We start from the raw sequence: 18,913 nt of genomic DNA on the forward strand, positions 1-18,913 counted from the left end.
TACTTTCTTTCACTCCACATTTCGTTTTTATTTCTGGATTACGCTTTAAGTATATATTTATCTTTCAATATAAACAATGCGCATATTATACGAATTATCGTCTTTATTATTGTGCATTATGCACTATTATATATTTATTTTTCTCTTGTATATTGAATTTTTTCCAAATTAATGTATAATGATAGCAGATGAACAGCTTCATTTTTCATTTATATAAATGGTTTTAATGTGTATGGGAGGAATTTTAATATGGGTACTATCGAAAACAAAAGAAACATTCTGGCCACAACCCAGTTTCTTTTATCCAGTTTCTCATCGGCAGAGCGAAAAGCCGCCGATTATGTACTGGCCAATCCCCAGGAGGTTTCAGCAATGTCCCTCCAGGAATTTTCCAAGAAATGCGGCTGCGGACAAGCTACTATTATGAGGTTTTGCAGAACCATCGGAGTTTCCGGCTATTCTGAAATGAAAGAATTGCTGGCTGCCCAGCTTTCAGAGCATACCGACACCAGAGAGCCCATAGCTATAAAACCCGATATCGGCATGACTGAAATTGTAGAGAATATATTTGAAATTAATATCATGACATTAAGAAGAACCCTGGATATTGTGGCTATTAAGGATTATGAAGCCGCCTGCGACGCAATCATCCGGGCCAAGCGGATTGTATTCCTTTCTTTGGGAGATGCCATTCTTCCCTGTGAATTCGCAAACAGGCGCTTTCGCCGTATCGGTCTGACTTCTTACGTGGACAGTGACCCGGATATGCAGCTTATCAATGTATGCAATATGTCTAAAAACGATGTTGCCATAGCCGTATCCCACACCGGCAGCAGCAGACATGTGGTGGAAGGCATTAAGCTTGCAAAACAATTCGGTGCAACCACCATCTGCATTACCCAGATGGGAAAGTCAGAGCTTACAAAATACAGTGATATCAAGCTTTACAATGTTACTACCGACACTACTGCCGGGAAAGAAATTATCGCAAGGCGCATTGCAGAGCAGGCTATTCTGGAAGCTCTATGCATGGGTGTCGTCTCCAGGATGCGCAAAACTGCCGAAGAAAAGATGCTAATTACAGCCAGGGGGCTGCGTGTAAATAAGTTAAAAAGCAAAACTCCCAGGGATTAAAAACCATCACTCCATCAACGCCGCTCCATTTTGGAGTAAAAGAAGGGCTGCTTGCATTTTGACCGGATTAATCAAAATACAAACAGCCCGTTATATATTTATTGCAATTGCAATTCATACAGCTTTCGATAGATTCCATTTTGGTTTAGTAATTCCTGATGGGTTCCGCTCTCCCTCAACCTGCCCTTATGCATTACCATGATGATATCTGCATGCTGTATGGTAGAGAGCCTGTGGGCTACCATAATGGTGGTCCTTCCCGTCATAAGTTTTTCTAACGCTTCCTGAATAAGCTGTTCCGTCTCAGTATCAATATTCGCTGTAGCCTCATCCATAACCAGAATAGCCGGGTCGAAAGCCAGGGTTCTGGCAAAGGACAAAAGCTGCCTTTGTCCGGCAGAAAGGGTACTGCCCCTTTCCGTTACCGTTTCTTCATAGGTATTATTTAACTCTTCAATAAAATGGTCTGCATTGACATATCTTGCAGCACTTTTAATTTCTTCCTCCGCAATCTCTTCATTCCTAAGGCGGATATTACTCTTGATATCACCAGTAAAGAGAAACACTTCCTGCTGTACCTGTCCGATTGCTCCTCTTAGCTGGTCCGTATCCATATCCTTAATATCCACGCCATCTATGGTAATACGGCCCTTCTGGATATCATAATACCTGCCGATAAGGTTCAAAATCGAGGACTTGCCGGCACCTGTAGCTCCCACAAAGGCAGCTCTCTGCCCAGGCTCTATCACAAAGCTTACATCCTTTAGTATCCAGTTCTCTTCCTCATAGGCAAACCAGACATGGTCGAATTCTATCCTCCCCCTGATAGCAGACAGCATTGTGGGACTTTCTTTTTTTACCACCAGCGGCTCTTCATCCAGAATGGTAAAGATTTTCTCCGCACTGGCCATGGCTGACTGGAGAGTTCCTATCTGTTCGGATAATTCCTGAATCGGATCAAAAAAGGAACCAATATACTGGATAAAAACATAAAGGGTCCCAATTGTAATCGCGCCCTTAATAACAGCGCTTCCGCCTACCCCAATAATAATTACCATAGCAATAACAGAAAGCATGTAGATGGAGGGACGGAAAATGGCAAATACCATCATTTCCCGAAAGTTTGCTCTCAATAAGTCTTTGCTTTTCTCTTCGAACTCCTTCTGCTTTTCCTTTTCCCTTACAAATATCTGTATTATCTTCATCCCTGATAAATGTTCGGAAAGATAGGTATTAATAGCAGTAAGTCTGGTTCTTACCTGCCTGTAGGTCTTTCTTGATATGTGGGTAAATAAGGAGGTAAGGGCAATAATTACAGGGATCAGTAAAAAGGCATAAAAGGAAAGCCTGACATTAAGGCTTAGCATCACCACAGCAAGGCCTATAATCTTAACAACATTTTTAATCATCTTAACCAGGATATTGGCATACATATCATTCAGTGCCTCTACATCATTGGTTACCCTGGTTACAAGCCTTCCCACTGGCGTAATATCAAAGAACCTTAAGGATAATTTTTGTATGTGCTCAAAGACCTCCTGACGGATATTGTAGATAATATTCTGCCCTGTTAAGGACAATATCCAGGTCTGGAGGAAATTGCAGACAAAACTTGCCAGCAGCACCAAAAGATAGATAAGTGCTATATGCCTTACTCCGGAAAAATTCTTCTTCGTAATAAATTCATCAATTACCTGTCCTACTAAAATCGGGCGGTACAGTTCCAGCCCCGTAATGCATAATACCAATATTAAGGAAAAGGCTACCCAGAGCCAATAGGGCCCTGCATATGCCAGCAGCCTTTTCAGCACATTCCGTTTCTTACCGGTGCCATATTCTAATGTTTCTTCCATATTCTACCCCGTTCTAAGCGCATATTACTATGATTAAAATAATCCCGCCATAATGAATCCAAAATCATACGGCTTCCAGCTGCTTTTCCAACTGCTGTTTTTCATACATTCTGGCATAGATACCATCTTGTTTTAAAAGTTCTTCATGGGATCCGTACTCTGCCATTTCCCCGTTATCAAGGATCAGGATCCGGTCTGCATTCTGCACGGTAGATATTCGGTGTGCTATCATGATAGTAGTTTTACCGGCACGGTCCCGCTTTAAGTTTGACAATATCTCTTCTTCTGTATTGGTATCCACCGCAGAAAGAGCATCATCCAAGATAAGTATCGGCGCATCCTTTAGCAAAGCTCTTGCAATGGAGCTTCTTTGCTTTTGCCCTCCTGAAATGGTAACCCCCCTCTCCCCTACCAGAGTTTCATACTGGAGAGGAAATTCTATAATATTGTCATGGATGCAGGCGGCTTTTGCTGCCTCCTGCACCTTAATCATCTCGTTTCCTGTGGTACCAAAGGCAATGTTATTGCGGATAGTATCCGAGAACAGGAAATTATCCTGGGGCACATAGGCAATGTTTTCCCTAAGGGTCTTTAGGGGAATCCTGTTGATATCATGCCCGTCTATGGCAATCATTCCAGGCTCCGTATTATATAAACGAAGGAGAAGATTAGCAATGGTGGACTTACCGCTTCCTGTTCTTCCAAGCACCGCTAAGGTAGTGCCTTTTTCAATATCAAGAGTAATGTCTTTCAGAACTTCTGATGTTACCTCGGTAAAAGCAAAAGTAAGACCGCAAAAGCTGATATCGCCTTCCAGGCTTTCAACAGGCAGCACATCCTCCCCATCAAAAATCTCCGGTTTCTCTACGAAGATCTTTTGTATTCTCCTTGCAGAAGCAATTCCCTGGGAGATAAAGGTAATGCTGTCTCCTGCTGCCAGCATGGGCCATACCAGCATACCGACATACTGGTTAAAGGCAATAAAACGCCCCAGGGTAATCTCTCCCTGAATTACCAGATATCCGCCGTAAAGCAGGGTAATAAGGCTGGAAATTCCGATAACGATATCCAAAAGAGGAATCACCGTTGCCTGAATTCTTACAACTCCCATGTTCTTATCCTTATTCTCCTTATTTGCCCTGGCAAAGGCGGCAATTTCTTTTCTTTCCTGAACAAAGGCCTTGATTACCCTTACACCGGATATACTCTCCTGTGCCATGTCAGAAAGGTCGGAAAAGGCTTTTTGCTTCTCATCAAATCTTTTTTCAATGGATTTTCCGTAAAATACTCCTCCTACCGCAATAAATACCAAAGGTATGGCAGCAAGAAGTGTCAGCCCTAGGTTCACATGGAGTATCATTTTGCACAGCACCATAACTGTCATGATAACCGCATCAAAGGTGCAGATAACTGCCGGTCCCGCTGCCATACGGATAGCATTTAAGTCATTGGTAAAGTGGGCCATCAAGTCCCCTGTCTTATTCTTATTGTAATAGCCCATGGAAAGAGTCTCCAGGTGGGCAAACATATCATTCCGTAAATCACATTCTATATTTCTGGCAGAGCCAAAGATAAAATAACGCCAGGCAAATCTTCCGACAGCCAAAATAATTCCCACAATAAGTATCTTTACAATACCGTTAAGAAGCCCGTCCATTCCAATAGTCTGCATTTCCAGTCCGTCAGTAATATCCCCGGTAAATTGGGGTATGTAAAGGCTTGCAAAATCCACTATAAACAGGGTAAGCACTCCCAAGGAATAGGACAGCCAGTATTTCTTTATATGTTTTACTATTTTATTCGCTTCTTTCATCCAAAAAACCTCCCTTATCTTCCGCACATCTATTTATTATGGAGTAATTCAGAGAGGATTTCAAGCGTTATTTCACAACTCATTTACACTTTACCTTTAACGTGCTAAACTACAACAAAGGAGGACAGCCATGAGTGACTTTTATATTGATCCTGTTATGTATACAACAAGACCTTCCGGGGAGGGACGTCTCCAAAAAGAGATAAGGGTGTATGACCTGCTTGAAAAGCTGCAAATTCCCTTTATCCGGCTAGACCACGATGTTACGCCTACCATTGAGGCCTGCCATGACATTGATAAACTTCTTGCTATTAATATTTGCAAGAACCTATTCTTATGCAACTCACAAAAAACAAAATTTTATCTCTTATTGATGCCAGGTGATAAAAAGTTCAAAACCGCCGAGTTGGGACGCCAGATTAACAGCCCAAGACTTTCCTTTGCTCCGGCTGAATATATGGAAGAACATCTTGACATCACGCCCGGCTCTGTCAGTGTACTGGGACTGATGAATGACAGGAATAACCGGGTGGAGCTGTTGGTTGATGAAGACGTCTTAAAAGAAGAATACTTCGGCTGCCATCCCTGTATTAACACATCCAGCCTTAAGCTTAAAACTTCTGATTTAACAGATAAAATCCTTCCCTTTATTCATCATACAATAACGGCGGTAAAGTTACAGTAATATTGTTCCGGTGCAAGCGGTATAATAATATAGGCTAAAAGAAGTTTAAAAAGAATGGGGGATGTTAATGAAGATATTAGTCGATGCGGATGCCTGCCCGGTAAAGAGCATCATAGAAAATGTGGCTAAAAGCCTTAATATAAAGGTCCTTATGGTGATCGACACCAGCCATATATTAGAATCAGATTATTGTGAAATACTACAAGTCAGCAAGGCGCCGGATGCCGTGGATATCGCCCTTATCAACCGCACCAAAGAGGGAGATATCGTAGTAACACAGGACTATGGTGTTGCCTCCATGGCCCTTGGAAAAAAGGCTTACGCCATCAATCAAAACGGCAAATATTATACCGAAGAAAATATTGACCTCATGATGTTTGAACGGCATCTTGCCGCAAAACAAAGAAGAGCCGGAGGCCGCATCGGCACCATCAAAAAGCGTTCCAAAGAAGATGATCTTCATTTTGAAACCGCCTTTCTAGGGTTGTGCAGCCAGGCTCTCCTAAAAGGATAATTGCTTTTTAAGTTATGCCCTGCTCTCTCTGGCGTTTCTCTTTACAAAAGCATCCAGAGCCCGTGCAATGGCTGTTCCAATAACAAAGCAGGTAACTGCCTCTACCAGACCATTAATTCCTACAAAGGCAATTACAAACTGAAAGATATTTCCGCCTCCAAGGCTCTCTGAAATGCCCTGGATATAATCACTGCGGTAAAAAAATGCTAGCAGCGCTGTCATAAAGAATAGGGTATTAAGTAAGGCTCCGCTAAGGCTTGCCGCAGGATAAGCAATTTCTTTCAGGCCGCTCTTTCTTAACCCAATAAATATAAGGCCGGAAAGCCATCCCATCAGAATACGCGGTATCAGGCAAACCACAAAGGTCGCTACCGGATTAATGCCAAGAAGTGCGGCACCAAAGGGGCTCATGCCAAAGCACTGGATAAAGCTTGTGATACCAAATACTCCGCCTAAAAAAGCTCCGGCGGCGGGCCCGGCTACAATAGCTCCTACCGTAACAGGTATAACAATCAGCGTAATCTCGAGTCCAAAGGTTTTAATATATCCAATAGGGGTAAATGCCATCAGAATAATAATGGCAGTCAGTAATGCTAATTGTGTTAATTTTTGTGTATTTACTCCGGTTTTTGTTTTCATTTGAATTCCTCCTTGCTTCTCTCTTATTATTCTTCGTTTTTCACTTAAATATGTTTCCGGTTCTGCTGTTATTGTTTTATCCATCTTAACCTGATATTCATGGCCTTACCGCCAAAAAATCAATTTTTAACAAAAAACGCTGTCTGCCTCACGGATTACCGGTAACCTCAAGGCATAACAGCGTTCTTTTTCTATGTAACTTTGCTGTTTATGCCAAAGCACAACAGCAGAAACTAAAAATTCGCTTACTCGTTTTCCTTTAGTTCCCGCCGTTCTTACCGCCCGGTCAAGACTGTTAAGATTCCCAAAACAATAAACAGAAGTGCTTTTCTTTCCTGCCCTTATTCTACCGCCCCATATGCCAGGTACAGTGAATGGTTTCAGGATGGAACAGCCGGAAAAAGGGGTATCCCCTCTTGCCATAGCAACTCCTCCTTATGTTTTTGTTCTTTTATTTTAGCTTTAATTAATAAAAATAGCAAGAAAAAATTTTCGGCCAGGATAAATCACGGTAGTGTTTTGAAAAAAGTTAATGTATAATAAAGCAAACCAATATCAATGGGGGATATTATGTTTGAAAATTTTATTCAAAAGGTCAAAGAAAATAATTGGCCTGTTTACGGCATAGAAGTCTTTTATCAGGGACTGGTTGTTAATAAGTACGATTTTGTTCCCGAGAACCGGCATCCTATTTATTCGGCAACGAAAGTATTTACTTCAACTGCTGCAGGCATCGCTGCAGAAGAGGGTAAATTTTCAATTGATGCTTCCCTTTACGATTATTTAAAAGAGGAAATACCAACTGATGTCACCCATGAGCAATTAGAGACCTTACGAAAAATAAGCATTAAGAGGCTGCTCACTATGTCAGTTCCAGGATACCCCTTCCGCCCGGAGGGTAATAACTGGCTTGACTTTTCTCTGACTTTTCCTATCCAATACAGCAATACGCCTGTCTTTGATTATTCCAATATCCCGGCATATCTGGCGGGAGCGGCTGTGGAAAAGGCTGTGGGTGAACATCTTATAAAGTATCTGGATACCAGATTATTCAAACCGCTTGGTATCGAAAATCCCGAATATATGAATTGTCCCTCCGGACATTTTTATGGAGCTTCCGGAATATCTCTGACAGTAAATGAATTGAGCAGACTGGGACAGCTATATCTGCAGAACGGCCAGTACAATAACAAACAAATCCTCTCTGAAAGCTGGGTTAAGGAGGCTACCGCCATCCAGCAGATGAACCGCGAAGGAGGATACGGTTATTATTTCTGGAAATACAAAGACGGATACAGCATCAACGGTAAATGGGGTCAAAAATGCTATGTCTTTCCAGAACAGCAGCTTATGATAACCTATCTGGCAGATCTTGAAAAAGGATCGGATGCTATCAGGCTTACAATGGAACAGGAAATTCTGCCTGGATATGGAATCTAATGCGAAAATTTGAAAAGCAATTTTCACGTTCCATTTGGGCAGCACCGCAGATTGCGGGCAATCTGCTGGCAAGCCTGCAAAATGCATGGGGATTAATATGAATTTCTTTTACGGAAAATATAAGTAACAAAAAGCCCCTGTCATCCTGATTTTCCGTATATTTAATTAGCTCAAAGGATTTCTCCATATCTTTAAAATCAGTCGGTTGGATTAAATCTTCCTCTTTTATTTTGGAATCCGCTTTGTGTTTATGTCCAAATCCGCTGATAAACAGGAGGCCATAATCTGCAATATGGCTTTCGACTTCCCTTAGCTGCTGTTTATCCGGTCTATAATGATTAATCAGAATATTATCAAATATCCCAAGAGCAGCTAAAGAGTCTTTAACACTCAAATCAATCTGCCTTGTATTTACCGGATACCCTTTTCTTTTTGCAAACATATTCAAACGCTCAAGTGCTTTGCAGCTAAAATCCACTCCGGTAACACCAAATCCTCTTTCCAGCAGATATAAAGTATTTCTGCCATCTCCGCACGCTATATCAAGAACCGTGCCGGTTTTAAAGTATTCAATATTTTCAGTCACTGACTCTTCCGGACTTAATGGATTGTCACTTCTGTTTGCAAATTTTTCATCCCAATATTCTTTGTTTCCCATATACTCCATACTCATTGCCTCCTGCCTGTCTGTTCTGCCTTCTGACCGCTCTATAGCCGGCACAATAAACTGATCTTAAAAATATACCGGCAGTATTTCCTGGGTCTTTGCATCGGCAAGACCCTTGGTGGTCAGCTTGATCTTTGGAATCACAGAGAGCGAGAGGAAAGCCAGGGTCATAAAAGGGTCGATTCCCGCCTTGATGCCAAGCTTATAAGTCTCTTCTTTTAATTTTTCAAGGATTTTATCCACAATCCCGGCATCTTCCTCACTCATTAATCCACCGATAGGAAGAGGTAATTCACCAAGTACTTTTCCATCCCTAACTACTGCCAGTCCTCCATTGCCAGCCCTGACACAGTTGGCCGCAAGACTCATATCCTCCTCCGTGGTTCCCGCTACAATAATGTTATGGGAATCATGTGCAATGCTGGAAGCCACTGCTCCCGCCTGCAGGCCATATCCTTTCATAAGCCCGATTCCGATATGACCGGTATTTAAGTGCCTCTCTATTACCGCAAGCTTAATGATATCTTCGGATACCTTAATTCCCGACCGGTAATTTTCTTCCTCGTCACAGGGAAGTATCAATTCCTTTGTTATCAGCTCACCGGGAACAAGCTCCATAATCCGTTTAAAGCTGCCCTGGTTTTTAAAATAGAAATCCGAAGGCTTTAATTCGCTGCAATGAAAAGACCTGAAGATTCTCTTCCTGTCCTCTGTAAAAGCGCAGTCTGCATCTCTTTTGACCACAGGATTTCCATCCTGTACCGCTCCGCCGTCCTTTGCTACAAGCTTTCCGTCCTTATATACGGAATCAACCGTAAAATGAACCAAGTCCTTCAAGATTACCATATCTGCACAATAGCCCGGTGCTATGGCTCCCATGTCTTTTAGCCCGAAATACTGTGCAGGGTGCAGGGTTACCATTTGAATGGCAGTAATCGGATTGGCTCCATATTCAGTTGCCTTACAAAGCAAATAATCCAGATGTCCGGTATGAAGTAAGTCTCCCGGATGTCTGTCATCCGTTACCAGCATGCAGCGGTTTGAATAAGGAGGCTTTAAAAGATCCTTTAAGCTCTCCATGTTTCTGGCTGCTGTCCCTTCTCTTATCATAATCCACTGCCCTCTTCTAAGCTTTTCAAGAGCTTCGGACTTTTCACCGCACTCATGGTCCGATTCAATTCCAGCCATGCAGTAAGCATTGATATCCTTCCCCCTTAAGCCCGGTGCATGCCCATCTGCTATCTTTCCATAATACTTTGCCAGTTCCAGCTTTTTTATCAGCTCTTCTTCTCCGCTTACGGTTCCTAAAAAGTTCATTACCTCTGCAAGTCCCAGAACTTTTTTCTCTCCCATGAATTCCAGCAGTTCTTCTGCCTGCAATACTGCCCCGGATTCCTCTAAAGGGGTAGCCGGCACACAGGAGGGTAACATCACGTAGACTTTAACCGAAAGCCCCTCCGATTCTTTTAGCATATACCGGAGTCCTGCTCTTCCGGCCACATTTACAATCTCATGGGGATCGGTAATGACGGCGGTTGTACCGTGGGGAACCACTGCTTTTGCAAAAGCCCCGGGGGATAGCATGGAGCTTTCTATGTGGATATGTCCGTCAATAAAACCCGGCGCTATGAATCTATTGCGGCAGTCTATTATCTTTGCCTGCTGTCTGATTAGTGATTCCGGCTGCACATACCGTCCGACTCCAACTATCTTTCCCTTATAAACAGCTACATCTCCAAACTCCAATTCCCCTGTAAATACATTCACAATTCCGGCGCCTTTAAAAATAGTATCCGGCTGCCTTTTCCCGGCTGCAGCCTGTATTCTCTCCTGCTGTATGGTTACTGACTGCTTAAATCCTTCTGATTGCAGCAACTCATCTGCCTTTATCCCTTGAAACACTTCCATACCTGCTACCTCCTTACTAACGGTTAGAATCCTTCTAAGAATCTTACTATCTGCAAATACCCTGATAGCTGCTGAATTTTTTAAATACTATATTACTCAAATGTCTATGCAATTGTCAAATAAATTATTTATGAATTATTCTCCCTTCAAAAAAAGAGCCTTATCGGCTCTTTTTATGTTATAAATATAGAAATCCTAACCCATTGTAACAATAACCTCATGTACCCTTCCATCACCTGCAAAGGGTATCACCGCAGAAACTATTTCCTTACCGTCTACGGACATTCTTTCAATACCCTTTGATACATGGTTGGGATTATTTACAGTAATCCTGTAAATATCTCCTCTGAATTTTCTGGTCACCTGGTAAGTATCCCATTCTTTCGGAATAGCAGGGTCTATAAGTATTCCGTCATAATCCGGCTTAATGCCAAGGATATATTGTGTTATGGCAACGAAGTTCCAGGAAGCAGTACCAGTCAGCCAGGAATTCTTGGCTTCGCCAAAACGCTTTGCGTCCTTTCCTGCTATCATCTGGGAATAGACATAGGGCTCCATGCGGTGTATCTCACTGTATTCTTCCGTATACGCCGGGGCAATTCTGGTATAGTAATCAAATGCTTTATCACCTCTTCCAACAACCGCCTCCGCGCACATGATCCAGGCATTGTTATGGCAGAAAATACCTGCATTTTCCTTGTAGCCCTCAGGATAGGTGGATATTTCACCATACTCTACATAATATTTTGTAAAGGCTGGGTTATTTAGCACAAGGCCATACTTGGTTCCAAGCCTTTCCTCCACTGCATCAAGGGCATTAACAGCCTTGCCGTCCGACAGCCCAAGACCGCCCATAATACAAAGTCCCTGGGACTCAATAAATATCCTGCCTTCCTTACATTCCCTGCTGCCAACCTTCCTTCCAAAATCATCGTAAGCCCTTAAAAACCACTCCCCGTCATAACCATACTTCATGATAATTTCTTCCATCTCATGGACTTCTTTTTCTGCTCTTAAGCCTTCCGTCTCATTTCCGGTCTTCTTCATAAGAGCTGCATATTCCTTACCGATGTAAACAAACATTCCCGCTATCATAACAGATTCTGCCACTCTGCCATCCTTGCTGGTAGTTGTCTGAAAAGATTCTCCCGGTTCCAGGGAAAAGCAGTTTAAGTTCAGGCAGTCATTCCAGTCGGCCCTTCCGATAAGGGGCAGCCCGTGGGGCCCCAGATTGTGAATGACATGATCAAAGGCTCTTTTTAAATGGTCAGCCAGTGGCGCTGCCTTGCTTTCATCATTATCATAGGGAGTGGATACGTTAAGAATGCCGCAGTCCCCGGTTTCCTTAACGTAGGCAGCCACAGCAAGTATAAGCCAGAGCGGATCATCATTAAAATTTCCTCCGACTTCATCATTTCCCCTCTTGGTTAAAGGCTGGTATTGGTGGTATGCCCCGCCGTCTTCTAACTGGGTGGAAGCCAAATCTATAATACGTTCTCTCGCCCTGTCCGGTACCTGATGCAAGAAACCCAATAAATCCTGGTTCGAATCCCGAAAGCCCATACCTCTGCCGATACCGGATTCAAAGTAAGAAGCACTTCGGGATAAATTAAAGGTCACCATGCACTGATACTGATTCCAGATATTCACCATACGGTTTAACTTCTCATCCCTTGAAACAAGAGTATATCCAGAGAGTAAATCTTCCCAGTAGTCCGCCAGTTTCTTAAGAGCCCCGTCTGCCTTCTCTGCCGTGGAAAATTCCTCCATCATCCGATAAGCTTTTGTTTTATTAATTACATTCTTTAATTTCCACTTATCCTCAAGGTCATTTTCCACATAACCTAAGATAAATACATATTCTCTGGTCTCACCCGGATCCAGGCTTAATTCCAGACTATGGGAAGCAATGGGGGACCAGCCGTCAGCCACAGAATTTTTTGATTTGCCTTCCAATACGGCGTCAGGATTCTGGAAACCATTATAGGTACCAAGGAAACTCTCCCTGTCAGAGTCAAAACCGGCAGTAGGAGCATTTACCGAAAAGAAAGCATAGTGGTCACGCCTTTCTTTATATTCTGTTTTATGGTAGATAACGGAACCTTCTATTTCCACCTCTCCGGTATTAAGATTTCTCTGGAAATTCGTCTGGTCATCCAAGGCATTCCACAGGCACCATTCTATGAAAGAAAACAGGGTTATATTCTTATTGGAATTTCCTGTATTCTTAATTACTACTTTATGTACTTCGCCATTGAAATCAAGAGGTACAAAGAAGGTGATTTCCGTCTCTATGTGGTTTTTCTCACCGGTTATTTTGGTATAGCCCATTCCATGGCGGCATTCATAACGCTCCAGCTCTTTCTTGACAGGTGCATAACCGGGCGACCATACCTCCTTACCGTCATTAATATAATAATAGCGGCCTCCTCCTAAATCCAAAGGCACATTGTTATAGCGAAAGCGTGTGATTCTCCTTAGTTTCGCATCTTTATAAAAGCTGTAGCCGCCTCCTGTATTGGAAATCAGAGAAAAGAAATCCTTAGACCCTAGATAATTTATCCATGGATAAGGGGTAGCAGGAGTGGTAATAACATACTCTTTCCTGGCATCATCAAAATAACCGAATTGCATATTGTGCTCTCCTTTACATTCATATTTTCACTAAACTTTCGTAACAAAATCCGTAACCTTCTATATTCTCCATTATACATTATAACTCATTGTGATGCAATAATCATCCAAGTACAAACATAAATCGCCTCAAAGTATTTTACGAAACTTTCGTATTCTCTTATGAATCTTCCTGTTTATATATTATAATTTTCATATCTCCTATTCATTTTTCATGAATATTTTAGAATTAATTCCTTTTTTTATTGATAATATTGTGATAAACTACTCATAGTAAATATATAAAATATATGAACGGCGGTAAAAGCACCGCCTTTTATCAGAAATTCGAAAAGCAATTTCTGATAACCTATATTATCCGGAATGGAGAGATTAGCCATGATGAATGAATATAAATTAAAGGATTCCACCCTGGATGATAATGCCGCTATTTATGCCACCAGGGAAGAAAAAAGTGAAAAACAGAAATTAAAGGAGATGAACTTTAAAGAAAAAGTTTCTTATCTAAAGGACTATTATCTTACAAAAACACTTATTGGATTAGTCGCTCTTGGATTGGCTGCTTATTTCATATATACCGTCGTAACTCCAAAGCCCGAAACCCTTCTGGATGCCGCTATTGTTAATTATGCTTTTTCCGATGGTGCAATAGATAAAGTACACGAGGATTTGAATAAATTGCTGGTGAAAGATCCAAAGAAAGAGAATATTATGGTCGATGCCTCCTTTTATCTGGGGGACGGAAGTAATCCTTCTGAATTTACAATCGGAAGCATGCAAAAGCTTCAGACCTTTATGTCCACCGGAGAGATTGACGTTATTATTGCACCGGAATCTGTCTTTCAGACCTATGCTACGGCAGATTTCCTAAGCAAGCTGACAGATGTTCTTCCAACAGAGCTGTTAACTACTCTTTCAGATTCCATCTTTAACTCTGCTACAGACAATAATGCCGTATCCGGAGCTTACGGCATTTATCTCGATAACACAGCATTGTTTAAGGATCTTTCCATTGCTTCGGACAGGCCTGTACTTGGAATCCTTGTAAACTCCAAGCACCAGGATAACGGAGTGGCATTTATCAAATATCTTTTTGACTATACGAAATAACAGGAATTATAAATGGGCTGATGTCCAAAAGCCGGTTTGGCATTTTGGCAGCAGCCCATTTTGTAAGTATCTTATTCTTTTGCTGTGATATAGTTCTTTGCTGTCAGAAGCTCTGCAATTAATACAGCTCCTCCTGCGGCCCCTCTTAAGGTATTATGTGAAAGTCCGACAAACTTGTAATCAAATACGGTATCTTCCCTTAATCGTCCGATGGATATCCCCATTCCGCCTTCATAGTCCCTGTCAATTCTGGTCTGTGGACGGTTATCCTCCTCTAAATACTGGATAAACTGCTTGGGTGCCATTGGAAGATTTAATTCCTGCGGAAGACCTTTAAATTCCTTCCATGCTTTTAAGATTTCTTCCTTGGAAGGCTTCTTCTCAAAGTCTACAAAGATAGCAGCGGTATGTCCGTCCGTTACCGGCACTCTGATACATTGAGTTGTAATAACAGGACTCACAGCCTTTTCAAGCTTTCCGTCTACTACTTTTCCAAAGATTTTTAACGGTTCCTGTTCACTCTTTTCTTCTTCCCCGCCGATATAAGGGATTACATTATCCAGCATTTCCGGCCATTCAGCAAAGTTTTTACCTGCTCCCGATATTGCCTGATAGGTAGTGGCTACCACAAGCTTCGGACCATATTCCCTTAAAGCATAAAGGGCAGGTGTATAGCTTTGGATGGAACAGTTTGGCTTAACAACGATAAAGCCCTTCTTCGTTCCCAAACGTTCTCTCTGATAAGGAATCAGCTCCAGGTGCTCGGGATTTAATTCCGGAACTACCATTGGTACATCAGGAGTCCATCTGTGGGCACTGTTATTGGATACCACCGGTGTTTCATTCTTGGCATATGCTTCCTCAATAGCCTTAATCTCTTCCTTGGTCATATCTACTGCGCTGAACACAAAATCAACCTGACTGCAGACTTCTTCTACATCGTTGACATTTTTTACAATAATATTCTTAATAGCATCAGGCATTGGAGTAGGCATCTTCCATCTGCCGCCAACGGCCTCCTCATAGGTCTTTCCGGCACTTCTGGGACTTGCAGCTATAACAGCCACTTCAAACCACGGATGATTTTCTAATAAGGATACGAAACGCTGGCCTACCATACCGGTACCGCCAAGAATACCAACTCTTAACTTACTCATACAAACCTCTTTCCGGCAATCCACCCTGTACTAAGACCCACACGTACCGCAAACTTGCTTGCGATACTGCCCAAATAAGAAGTGTGAACAGCCTATTCTGCCTATTCCATATTTATGCGGCAAATGTAATTGTGTGTGTTCGCGCATCACGGACATCTGTCGCTCCAATGAATATATTACTATTACAATCTATAAAAATCAACCTTTTTCTATTAAATATTCATTTATTGTAAAATTTGTTGAATAATTTTCTGTTTTTACGATTATCATTGGCACTTATTTTCCCATGTTTTCAATGGATTCATAATAGGAAAGCAGCTGCTCTTTGAGCCCGGCATAGGTTTCTATCTTATTAACGCTCTGTCTGAACCTGGCAGCCATAGGATAACCGTAGGTATACCAGGCAACATGTTTACGCATCTCCCTGATACCGATATATTCCCCCTTATATTGTACGGCCAGCTTTCCATGATACAGCATCATATCTACCGCTTCCTTTAAGGAAGGTTTTGGAGACAATGTATTATTATTCATGTATTCCTTAATTTGCTTAAATATCCAGGGGTTTCCCTGGGCTCCTCTTGCTATCATGACAGCATCGCAGCCAGTTTCTTTTTGTATCCGGATGGCATCCTCCGGTGAAGATACATCTCCATTTCCGATTACCGGTATAGCTACGGCTTCTTTTACCTTTCGGATAATTTCCCAGTCAGCCTTACCGCTGTAATATTGCTCTCTGGTTCTCCCATGAACAGCTATGGCAGCGGCACCGTTTGCCTCTGCAATCTTTGCCACCTCTGCGGCATTTACTTCTGCTTCATTAAACCCACGTCTGATTTTTACAGTAACCGGCTTATTAATTGCCCTGGACACAGCGTATACAATCTCTCCAATCAACTTAGGTTCCCGCATAAGCGCAGAGCCTTCTCCGTTATTTACTACCTTGGGGACAGGACAGCCCATATTGATATCCAATATATCAAAATTCCTGTGCTCAATTTTCCTGGCAGTCTCACTTAAAATAGCCGGGTCCCTCCCAAATAACTGCAAAGCCACCGGTCGCTCCTCTTCCTTTACAAGAAGAAGCTCCTCTGTATTTTTATTATGATATTGTATACCCTTTGCACTGACCATTTCCGTATAGATCAAATCGGCTCCCTGTTCCTTGCAAAGCAGACGAAAGGGTAAATCCGTTACCCCGGCCATTGGCCCAAGTACCAGATTCCCCCCTATCTCAACATTTCCTATTTTAAAACCCATCGTAACCCCTTTACCTTTTATTTTTACTGTAAATAATCCGAAGTCCTTTTAAAGTAAGCTGGGGGTCGTAAACATGAATATCCTCTGTGGAATCGGCGATTATCTTTCCCAAACCTCCTGTTGCAATTACTTTGATATTCGGTATCTTGGATTCCTCCATGATTTTGCGGATGATATATTCAGTCTGACCGATATAACCGTATACCAACCCTGCCTGCATACTGGATATCGTATCTGTTGCCAGAATGGATTCCGGCTTTCTGATCTCGATTTTCGGCAGTTTGGCCGTTTCGTTCCAAAGTGCATCCGCACAAATACGTATGCCTGTGCTTGTGATACCGGCAAGAAAAGTCCCATCTTCTGATATCAGGTCATAGGTAGTTGCCGTTCCAAAATCAATAACAATTAAAGGACCGCCGTAAATATCATAAGCAGCCACCGCATCTACTACACGGTCAGCACCGACTTCCTTGGGGTTGGCAACATTTATCTTAATGCCGGTCTTGGTACCGATGCCAACCTCCATGGGATTTCTTTTGAGATATTTCACAATACCGTTTTTTAGGGAGTGCATAATACCAGGTACCACACTGGCTATAATAACCGCCTCCACCTCTGATGGTGCAATCCCTCTATAATTTAACAATTCACATATGGTAAGGCCATATTCATCCGAGGTTCTTTGAAGCTTGGTCGTAATACGAAAACTCCCGGCCAATTCCTCTTCCCTAAATACTCCACAAGTTATATTGGTATTCCCTACATCTATTACTAATAACATACAAACTCCTTTCCTGCCAGCTAATGCAATCTATAATTGTTCTCTGATTTAATAGGATATTTCTTCTCCCAGAAAAAACACCTTATAAAATAGTTCCAGAGATTCTAACAATTCCTCTTTGCTTCTCTGCAGTTCCTTTATCTTTAGAACGCTTCCGATTTCATCAAACAGAATATCTCCTTCATCGCTGCTTACATTAAATAAAAGGGTTCCTTCTTCATCAAATTCCAGAGTCAGGACTCCTCCCACATCCTCTGTAAAAAGAACACACATAATCTTTAGTTCTTCCTTAATACTCTCCGGCAAACTGTCAAAATCCCCACTTAAATAATACTTTTGTTCATAGGCACTGCTTGCACATAAAATAATATTCTCCTGATACATAAAAATAGCCATGTCCCTTCCTGTCTTATCTGATTTCAATTCCACCCATTAAACATGTTCCGCGTATATACACCGTAAATATGCTTTCTTTTCTGTTAGCAGAACCGTTTATCCTGCTCTCTACTCCTCCCATAATGGGAACACAGCTTACGGATACCTGCACACCGGAAGGCAGAAAGATATCAATGGAACCCATAATACAAATTACGTCAATCACAATATCTCTGGTGATTACCGCATTCCGTAAATCCAGCTCTATTCCTCCCAAAATGGCGGTAATCTCCCCTCCAGTGAATTCTTCCGTACATTGGACATTATGTGAAGACAAAATACTGGTATAATTCTTCTTCCCGGAACCTGTCCTACTTGATCTCATATCCACATTCTCCGCGTTGCTGTTTGGAGGCACATCTTCTGTAAAGCCTTCCTCCGAATAGCTCTCTCTGTAGAACTCTTCTTTCGCAGTATATTCTCCGGCACGGCTTTCATCTGACTTATCCTCAATGGTGTTATTCTGGTCCTTCTCTTCCTGCCTGCCTTTTAAAATAATCACAACGCCGAAAAGTATCAATATGAACGAAATAAGAAGTCCCTTAACTGCACCTTCTCTTAGTATTCCCAGGTTGGAACCAATCCACATAAGCCCAAACCCAAGAAAAAAGACTCCCCATAAAAATTTTGATGTTGTATTCTTCATATATAAAACCCCTTTACCTTCTGAACTTCCATATAATAATGCCCGGGAGTTCTTCCCTATATCATATATAAAAATTCAAAATAATTCAAGAAAAAACTTATGACAGGGCAGGACAAATGCATGAAGGATGTCTTTGGTAATGCACAGCAGAATTCGAATCAAAAAAACTTCCCTCTAAAACCGGAAGCTCCTTTTGATATCCCTAATATTTCTGTTCCTAAATCAGTGTTTTTGAAA

17 protein-coding genes are annotated in these 18,913 nt (G+C 41.9%); 5 read left to right on the forward strand and 12 right to left on the reverse strand.

Features of this window, described 5'->3' with window-relative positions; translation table 11 throughout:
* Positions 1–249 precede the first annotated feature (249 nt).
* Positions 250–1,134 carry a MurR/RpiR family transcriptional regulator gene (locus BUF11_RS22410; RefSeq protein WP_073591120.1) on the forward strand — a complete coding sequence of 295 codons (885 nt, stop codon included), beginning with the start codon at positions 250–252 and terminating at the stop codon, positions 1,132–1,134.
* A gap of 98 nt (positions 1,135–1,232) precedes the next feature.
* Here BUF11_RS22410 and BUF11_RS22415 read toward each other — a convergent pair whose 3' ends face one another.
* Entirely contained in the window at positions 1,233–2,987 is a 1,755-nt protein-coding gene (locus BUF11_RS22415; protein WP_073591121.1) for an ABC transporter ATP-binding protein, read from the reverse strand.
* A gap of 64 nt (positions 2,988–3,051) precedes the next feature.
* A complete protein-coding gene (locus BUF11_RS22420; RefSeq protein WP_073591122.1) occupies positions 3,052–4,800 on the reverse strand; it encodes an ABC transporter ATP-binding protein in 1,749 nt (582 codons plus the stop codon).
* 130 nt (positions 4,801–4,930) lie between these two features.
* Here BUF11_RS22420 and BUF11_RS22425 point away from each other — a divergent pair, with 130 nt between their 5' ends.
* Both BUF11_RS22425 and BUF11_RS22430 read left to right on the forward strand, forming a co-directional pair.
* A complete protein-coding gene (locus BUF11_RS22425) occupies positions 4,931–5,485 on the forward strand; it encodes a prolyl-tRNA synthetase associated domain-containing protein (RefSeq protein ID WP_073591123.1) in 555 nt (184 codons plus the stop codon).
* Between the two features lie 67 nt (positions 5,486–5,552).
* Complete coding sequence (locus BUF11_RS22430) at positions 5,553–5,999, forward strand: YaiI/YqxD family protein (protein ID WP_073591124.1); 447 nt, start codon at positions 5,553–5,555, stop codon at positions 5,997–5,999.
* 12 nt (positions 6,000–6,011) lie between these two features.
* On the opposite strand, the gene BUF11_RS22435 is transcribed toward BUF11_RS22430, so the two are convergent.
* Positions 6,012–6,638, reverse strand: a complete 627-nt coding sequence (locus tag BUF11_RS22435; protein WP_073591181.1) for an ECF transporter S component — start codon at positions 6,636–6,638, stop codon at positions 6,012–6,014.
* Between the two features lie 126 nt (positions 6,639–6,764).
* Positions 6,765–7,061, reverse strand: coding sequence for a hypothetical protein (locus tag BUF11_RS22440; RefSeq protein WP_073591125.1), 297 nt, complete (start codon positions 7,059–7,061; stop codon positions 6,765–6,767).
* 147 nt (positions 7,062–7,208) lie between these two features.
* Between BUF11_RS22440 and BUF11_RS22445 the strand changes: the two genes are divergently transcribed.
* On the forward strand, positions 7,209–8,078 hold the full coding sequence (locus tag BUF11_RS22445) for a serine hydrolase domain-containing protein (RefSeq protein ID WP_073591126.1): 870 nt from the start codon (positions 7,209–7,211) through the stop codon (positions 8,076–8,078).
* On the opposite strand, the gene BUF11_RS22450 is transcribed toward BUF11_RS22445, so the two are convergent.
* From BUF11_RS22450 to BUF11_RS22460, 3 genes are all read right to left on the reverse strand, one after another.
* Positions 8,038–8,745 (reverse strand): class I SAM-dependent methyltransferase, encoded by a 708-nt coding sequence (locus BUF11_RS22450; protein ID WP_139243489.1) that lies wholly within the window; start codon positions 8,743–8,745, stop codon positions 8,038–8,040. The genes BUF11_RS22445 and BUF11_RS22450 overlap by 41 nt on opposite strands.
* A gap of 66 nt (positions 8,746–8,811) precedes the next feature.
* Entirely contained in the window at positions 8,812–10,653 is a 1,842-nt protein-coding gene (gene ade / locus BUF11_RS22455) for an adenine deaminase (RefSeq protein ID WP_084558833.1), read from the reverse strand.
* 195 nt (positions 10,654–10,848) lie between these two features.
* Positions 10,849–13,287: a GH36-type glycosyl hydrolase domain-containing protein gene (locus BUF11_RS22460; RefSeq protein ID WP_073591127.1), complete on the reverse strand. Its 2,439-nt coding sequence runs from the start codon at positions 13,285–13,287 to the stop codon at positions 10,849–10,851.
* 378 nt (positions 13,288–13,665) lie between these two features.
* Between BUF11_RS22460 and BUF11_RS22465 the strand changes: the two genes are divergently transcribed.
* Positions 13,666–14,397 (forward strand): hypothetical protein, encoded by a 732-nt coding sequence (locus BUF11_RS22465; protein ID WP_073591128.1) that lies wholly within the window; start codon positions 13,666–13,668, stop codon positions 14,395–14,397.
* Between the two features lie 71 nt (positions 14,398–14,468).
* On the opposite strand, the gene asd is transcribed toward BUF11_RS22465, so the two are convergent.
* From asd to BUF11_RS22490, 5 genes are all read right to left on the reverse strand, one after another.
* Positions 14,469–15,554 (reverse strand): aspartate-semialdehyde dehydrogenase, encoded by a 1,086-nt coding sequence (gene asd / locus BUF11_RS22470; protein ID WP_073591129.1) that lies wholly within the window; start codon positions 15,552–15,554, stop codon positions 14,469–14,471.
* A gap of 276 nt (positions 15,555–15,830) precedes the next feature.
* Positions 15,831–16,814 carry a tRNA dihydrouridine synthase DusB gene (gene dusB / locus BUF11_RS22475; protein ID WP_073591130.1) on the reverse strand — a complete coding sequence of 328 codons (984 nt, stop codon included), beginning with the start codon at positions 16,812–16,814 and terminating at the stop codon, positions 15,831–15,833.
* A gap of 10 nt (positions 16,815–16,824) precedes the next feature.
* Positions 16,825–17,595: a type III pantothenate kinase gene (locus BUF11_RS22480; RefSeq protein ID WP_073591131.1), complete on the reverse strand. Its 771-nt coding sequence runs from the start codon at positions 17,593–17,595 to the stop codon at positions 16,825–16,827.
* Between the two features lie 48 nt (positions 17,596–17,643).
* A complete protein-coding gene (locus BUF11_RS22485) occupies positions 17,644–17,979 on the reverse strand; it encodes a DUF6145 family protein (RefSeq protein WP_073591183.1) in 336 nt (111 codons plus the stop codon).
* Positions 17,980–18,004: 25 nt separating this feature from the next.
* Positions 18,005–18,676 (reverse strand): LiaF domain-containing protein, encoded by a 672-nt coding sequence (locus BUF11_RS22490; RefSeq protein WP_073591132.1) that lies wholly within the window; start codon positions 18,674–18,676, stop codon positions 18,005–18,007.
* Positions 18,677–18,913 lie beyond the last annotated feature (237 nt).

Source organism: Anaerocolumna xylanovorans DSM 12503 (assembly GCF_900143645.1).
Classification (GTDB): Bacteria; Bacillota; Clostridia; order Lachnospirales; family Lachnospiraceae; genus Anaerocolumna; species Anaerocolumna xylanovorans.

Bases quoted from the DNA above. Each gene is read 5' to 3' on its own strand.
- BUF11_RS22410 (WP_073591120.1), top strand. From the start codon at position 250: ATGGGTACTATCGAAAACAAAAGAAACATTCTGGCCACAACCCAGTTT.
- BUF11_RS22415 (WP_073591121.1), bottom strand. From the start codon at position 2,987: ATGGAAGAAACATTAGAATATGGCACCGGTAAGAAACGGAATGTGCTG.
- BUF11_RS22420 (WP_073591122.1), bottom strand. From the start codon at position 4,800: ATGAAAGAAGCGAATAAAATAGTAAAACATATAAAGAAATACTGGCTG.
- BUF11_RS22425 (WP_073591123.1), top strand. From the start codon at position 4,931: ATGAGTGACTTTTATATTGATCCTGTTATGTATACAACAAGACCTTCC.
- BUF11_RS22430 (WP_073591124.1), top strand. From the start codon at position 5,553: ATGAAGATATTAGTCGATGCGGATGCCTGCCCGGTAAAGAGCATCATA.
- BUF11_RS22435 (WP_073591181.1), bottom strand. From the start codon at position 6,638: ATGAAAACAAAAACCGGAGTAAATACACAAAAATTAACACAATTAGCA.
- BUF11_RS22440 (WP_073591125.1), bottom strand. From the start codon at position 7,061: ATGGCAAGAGGGGATACCCCTTTTTCCGGCTGTTCCATCCTGAAACCA.
- BUF11_RS22445 (WP_073591126.1), top strand. From the start codon at position 7,209: ATGTTTGAAAATTTTATTCAAAAGGTCAAAGAAAATAATTGGCCTGTT.
- BUF11_RS22450 (WP_139243489.1), bottom strand. From the start codon at position 8,745: ATGGAGTATATGGGAAACAAAGAATATTGGGATGAAAAATTTGCAAAC.
- ade (WP_084558833.1), bottom strand. From the start codon at position 10,653: ATGGAAGTGTTTCAAGGGATAAAGGCAGATGAGTTGCTGCAATCAGAA.
- BUF11_RS22460 (WP_073591127.1), bottom strand. From the start codon at position 13,287: ATGCAATTCGGTTATTTTGATGATGCCAGGAAAGAGTATGTTATTACC.
- BUF11_RS22465 (WP_073591128.1), top strand. From the start codon at position 13,666: ATGATGAATGAATATAAATTAAAGGATTCCACCCTGGATGATAATGCC.
- asd (WP_073591129.1), bottom strand. From the start codon at position 15,554: ATGAGTAAGTTAAGAGTTGGTATTCTTGGCGGTACCGGTATGGTAGGC.
- dusB (WP_073591130.1), bottom strand. From the start codon at position 16,814: ATGGGTTTTAAAATAGGAAATGTTGAGATAGGGGGGAATCTGGTACTT.
- BUF11_RS22480 (WP_073591131.1), bottom strand. From the start codon at position 17,595: ATGTTATTAGTAATAGATGTAGGGAATACCAATATAACTTGTGGAGTA.
- BUF11_RS22485 (WP_073591183.1), bottom strand. From the start codon at position 17,979: ATGTATCAGGAGAATATTATTTTATGTGCAAGCAGTGCCTATGAACAA.
- BUF11_RS22490 (WP_073591132.1), bottom strand. From the start codon at position 18,676: ATGAAGAATACAACATCAAAATTTTTATGGGGAGTCTTTTTTCTTGGG.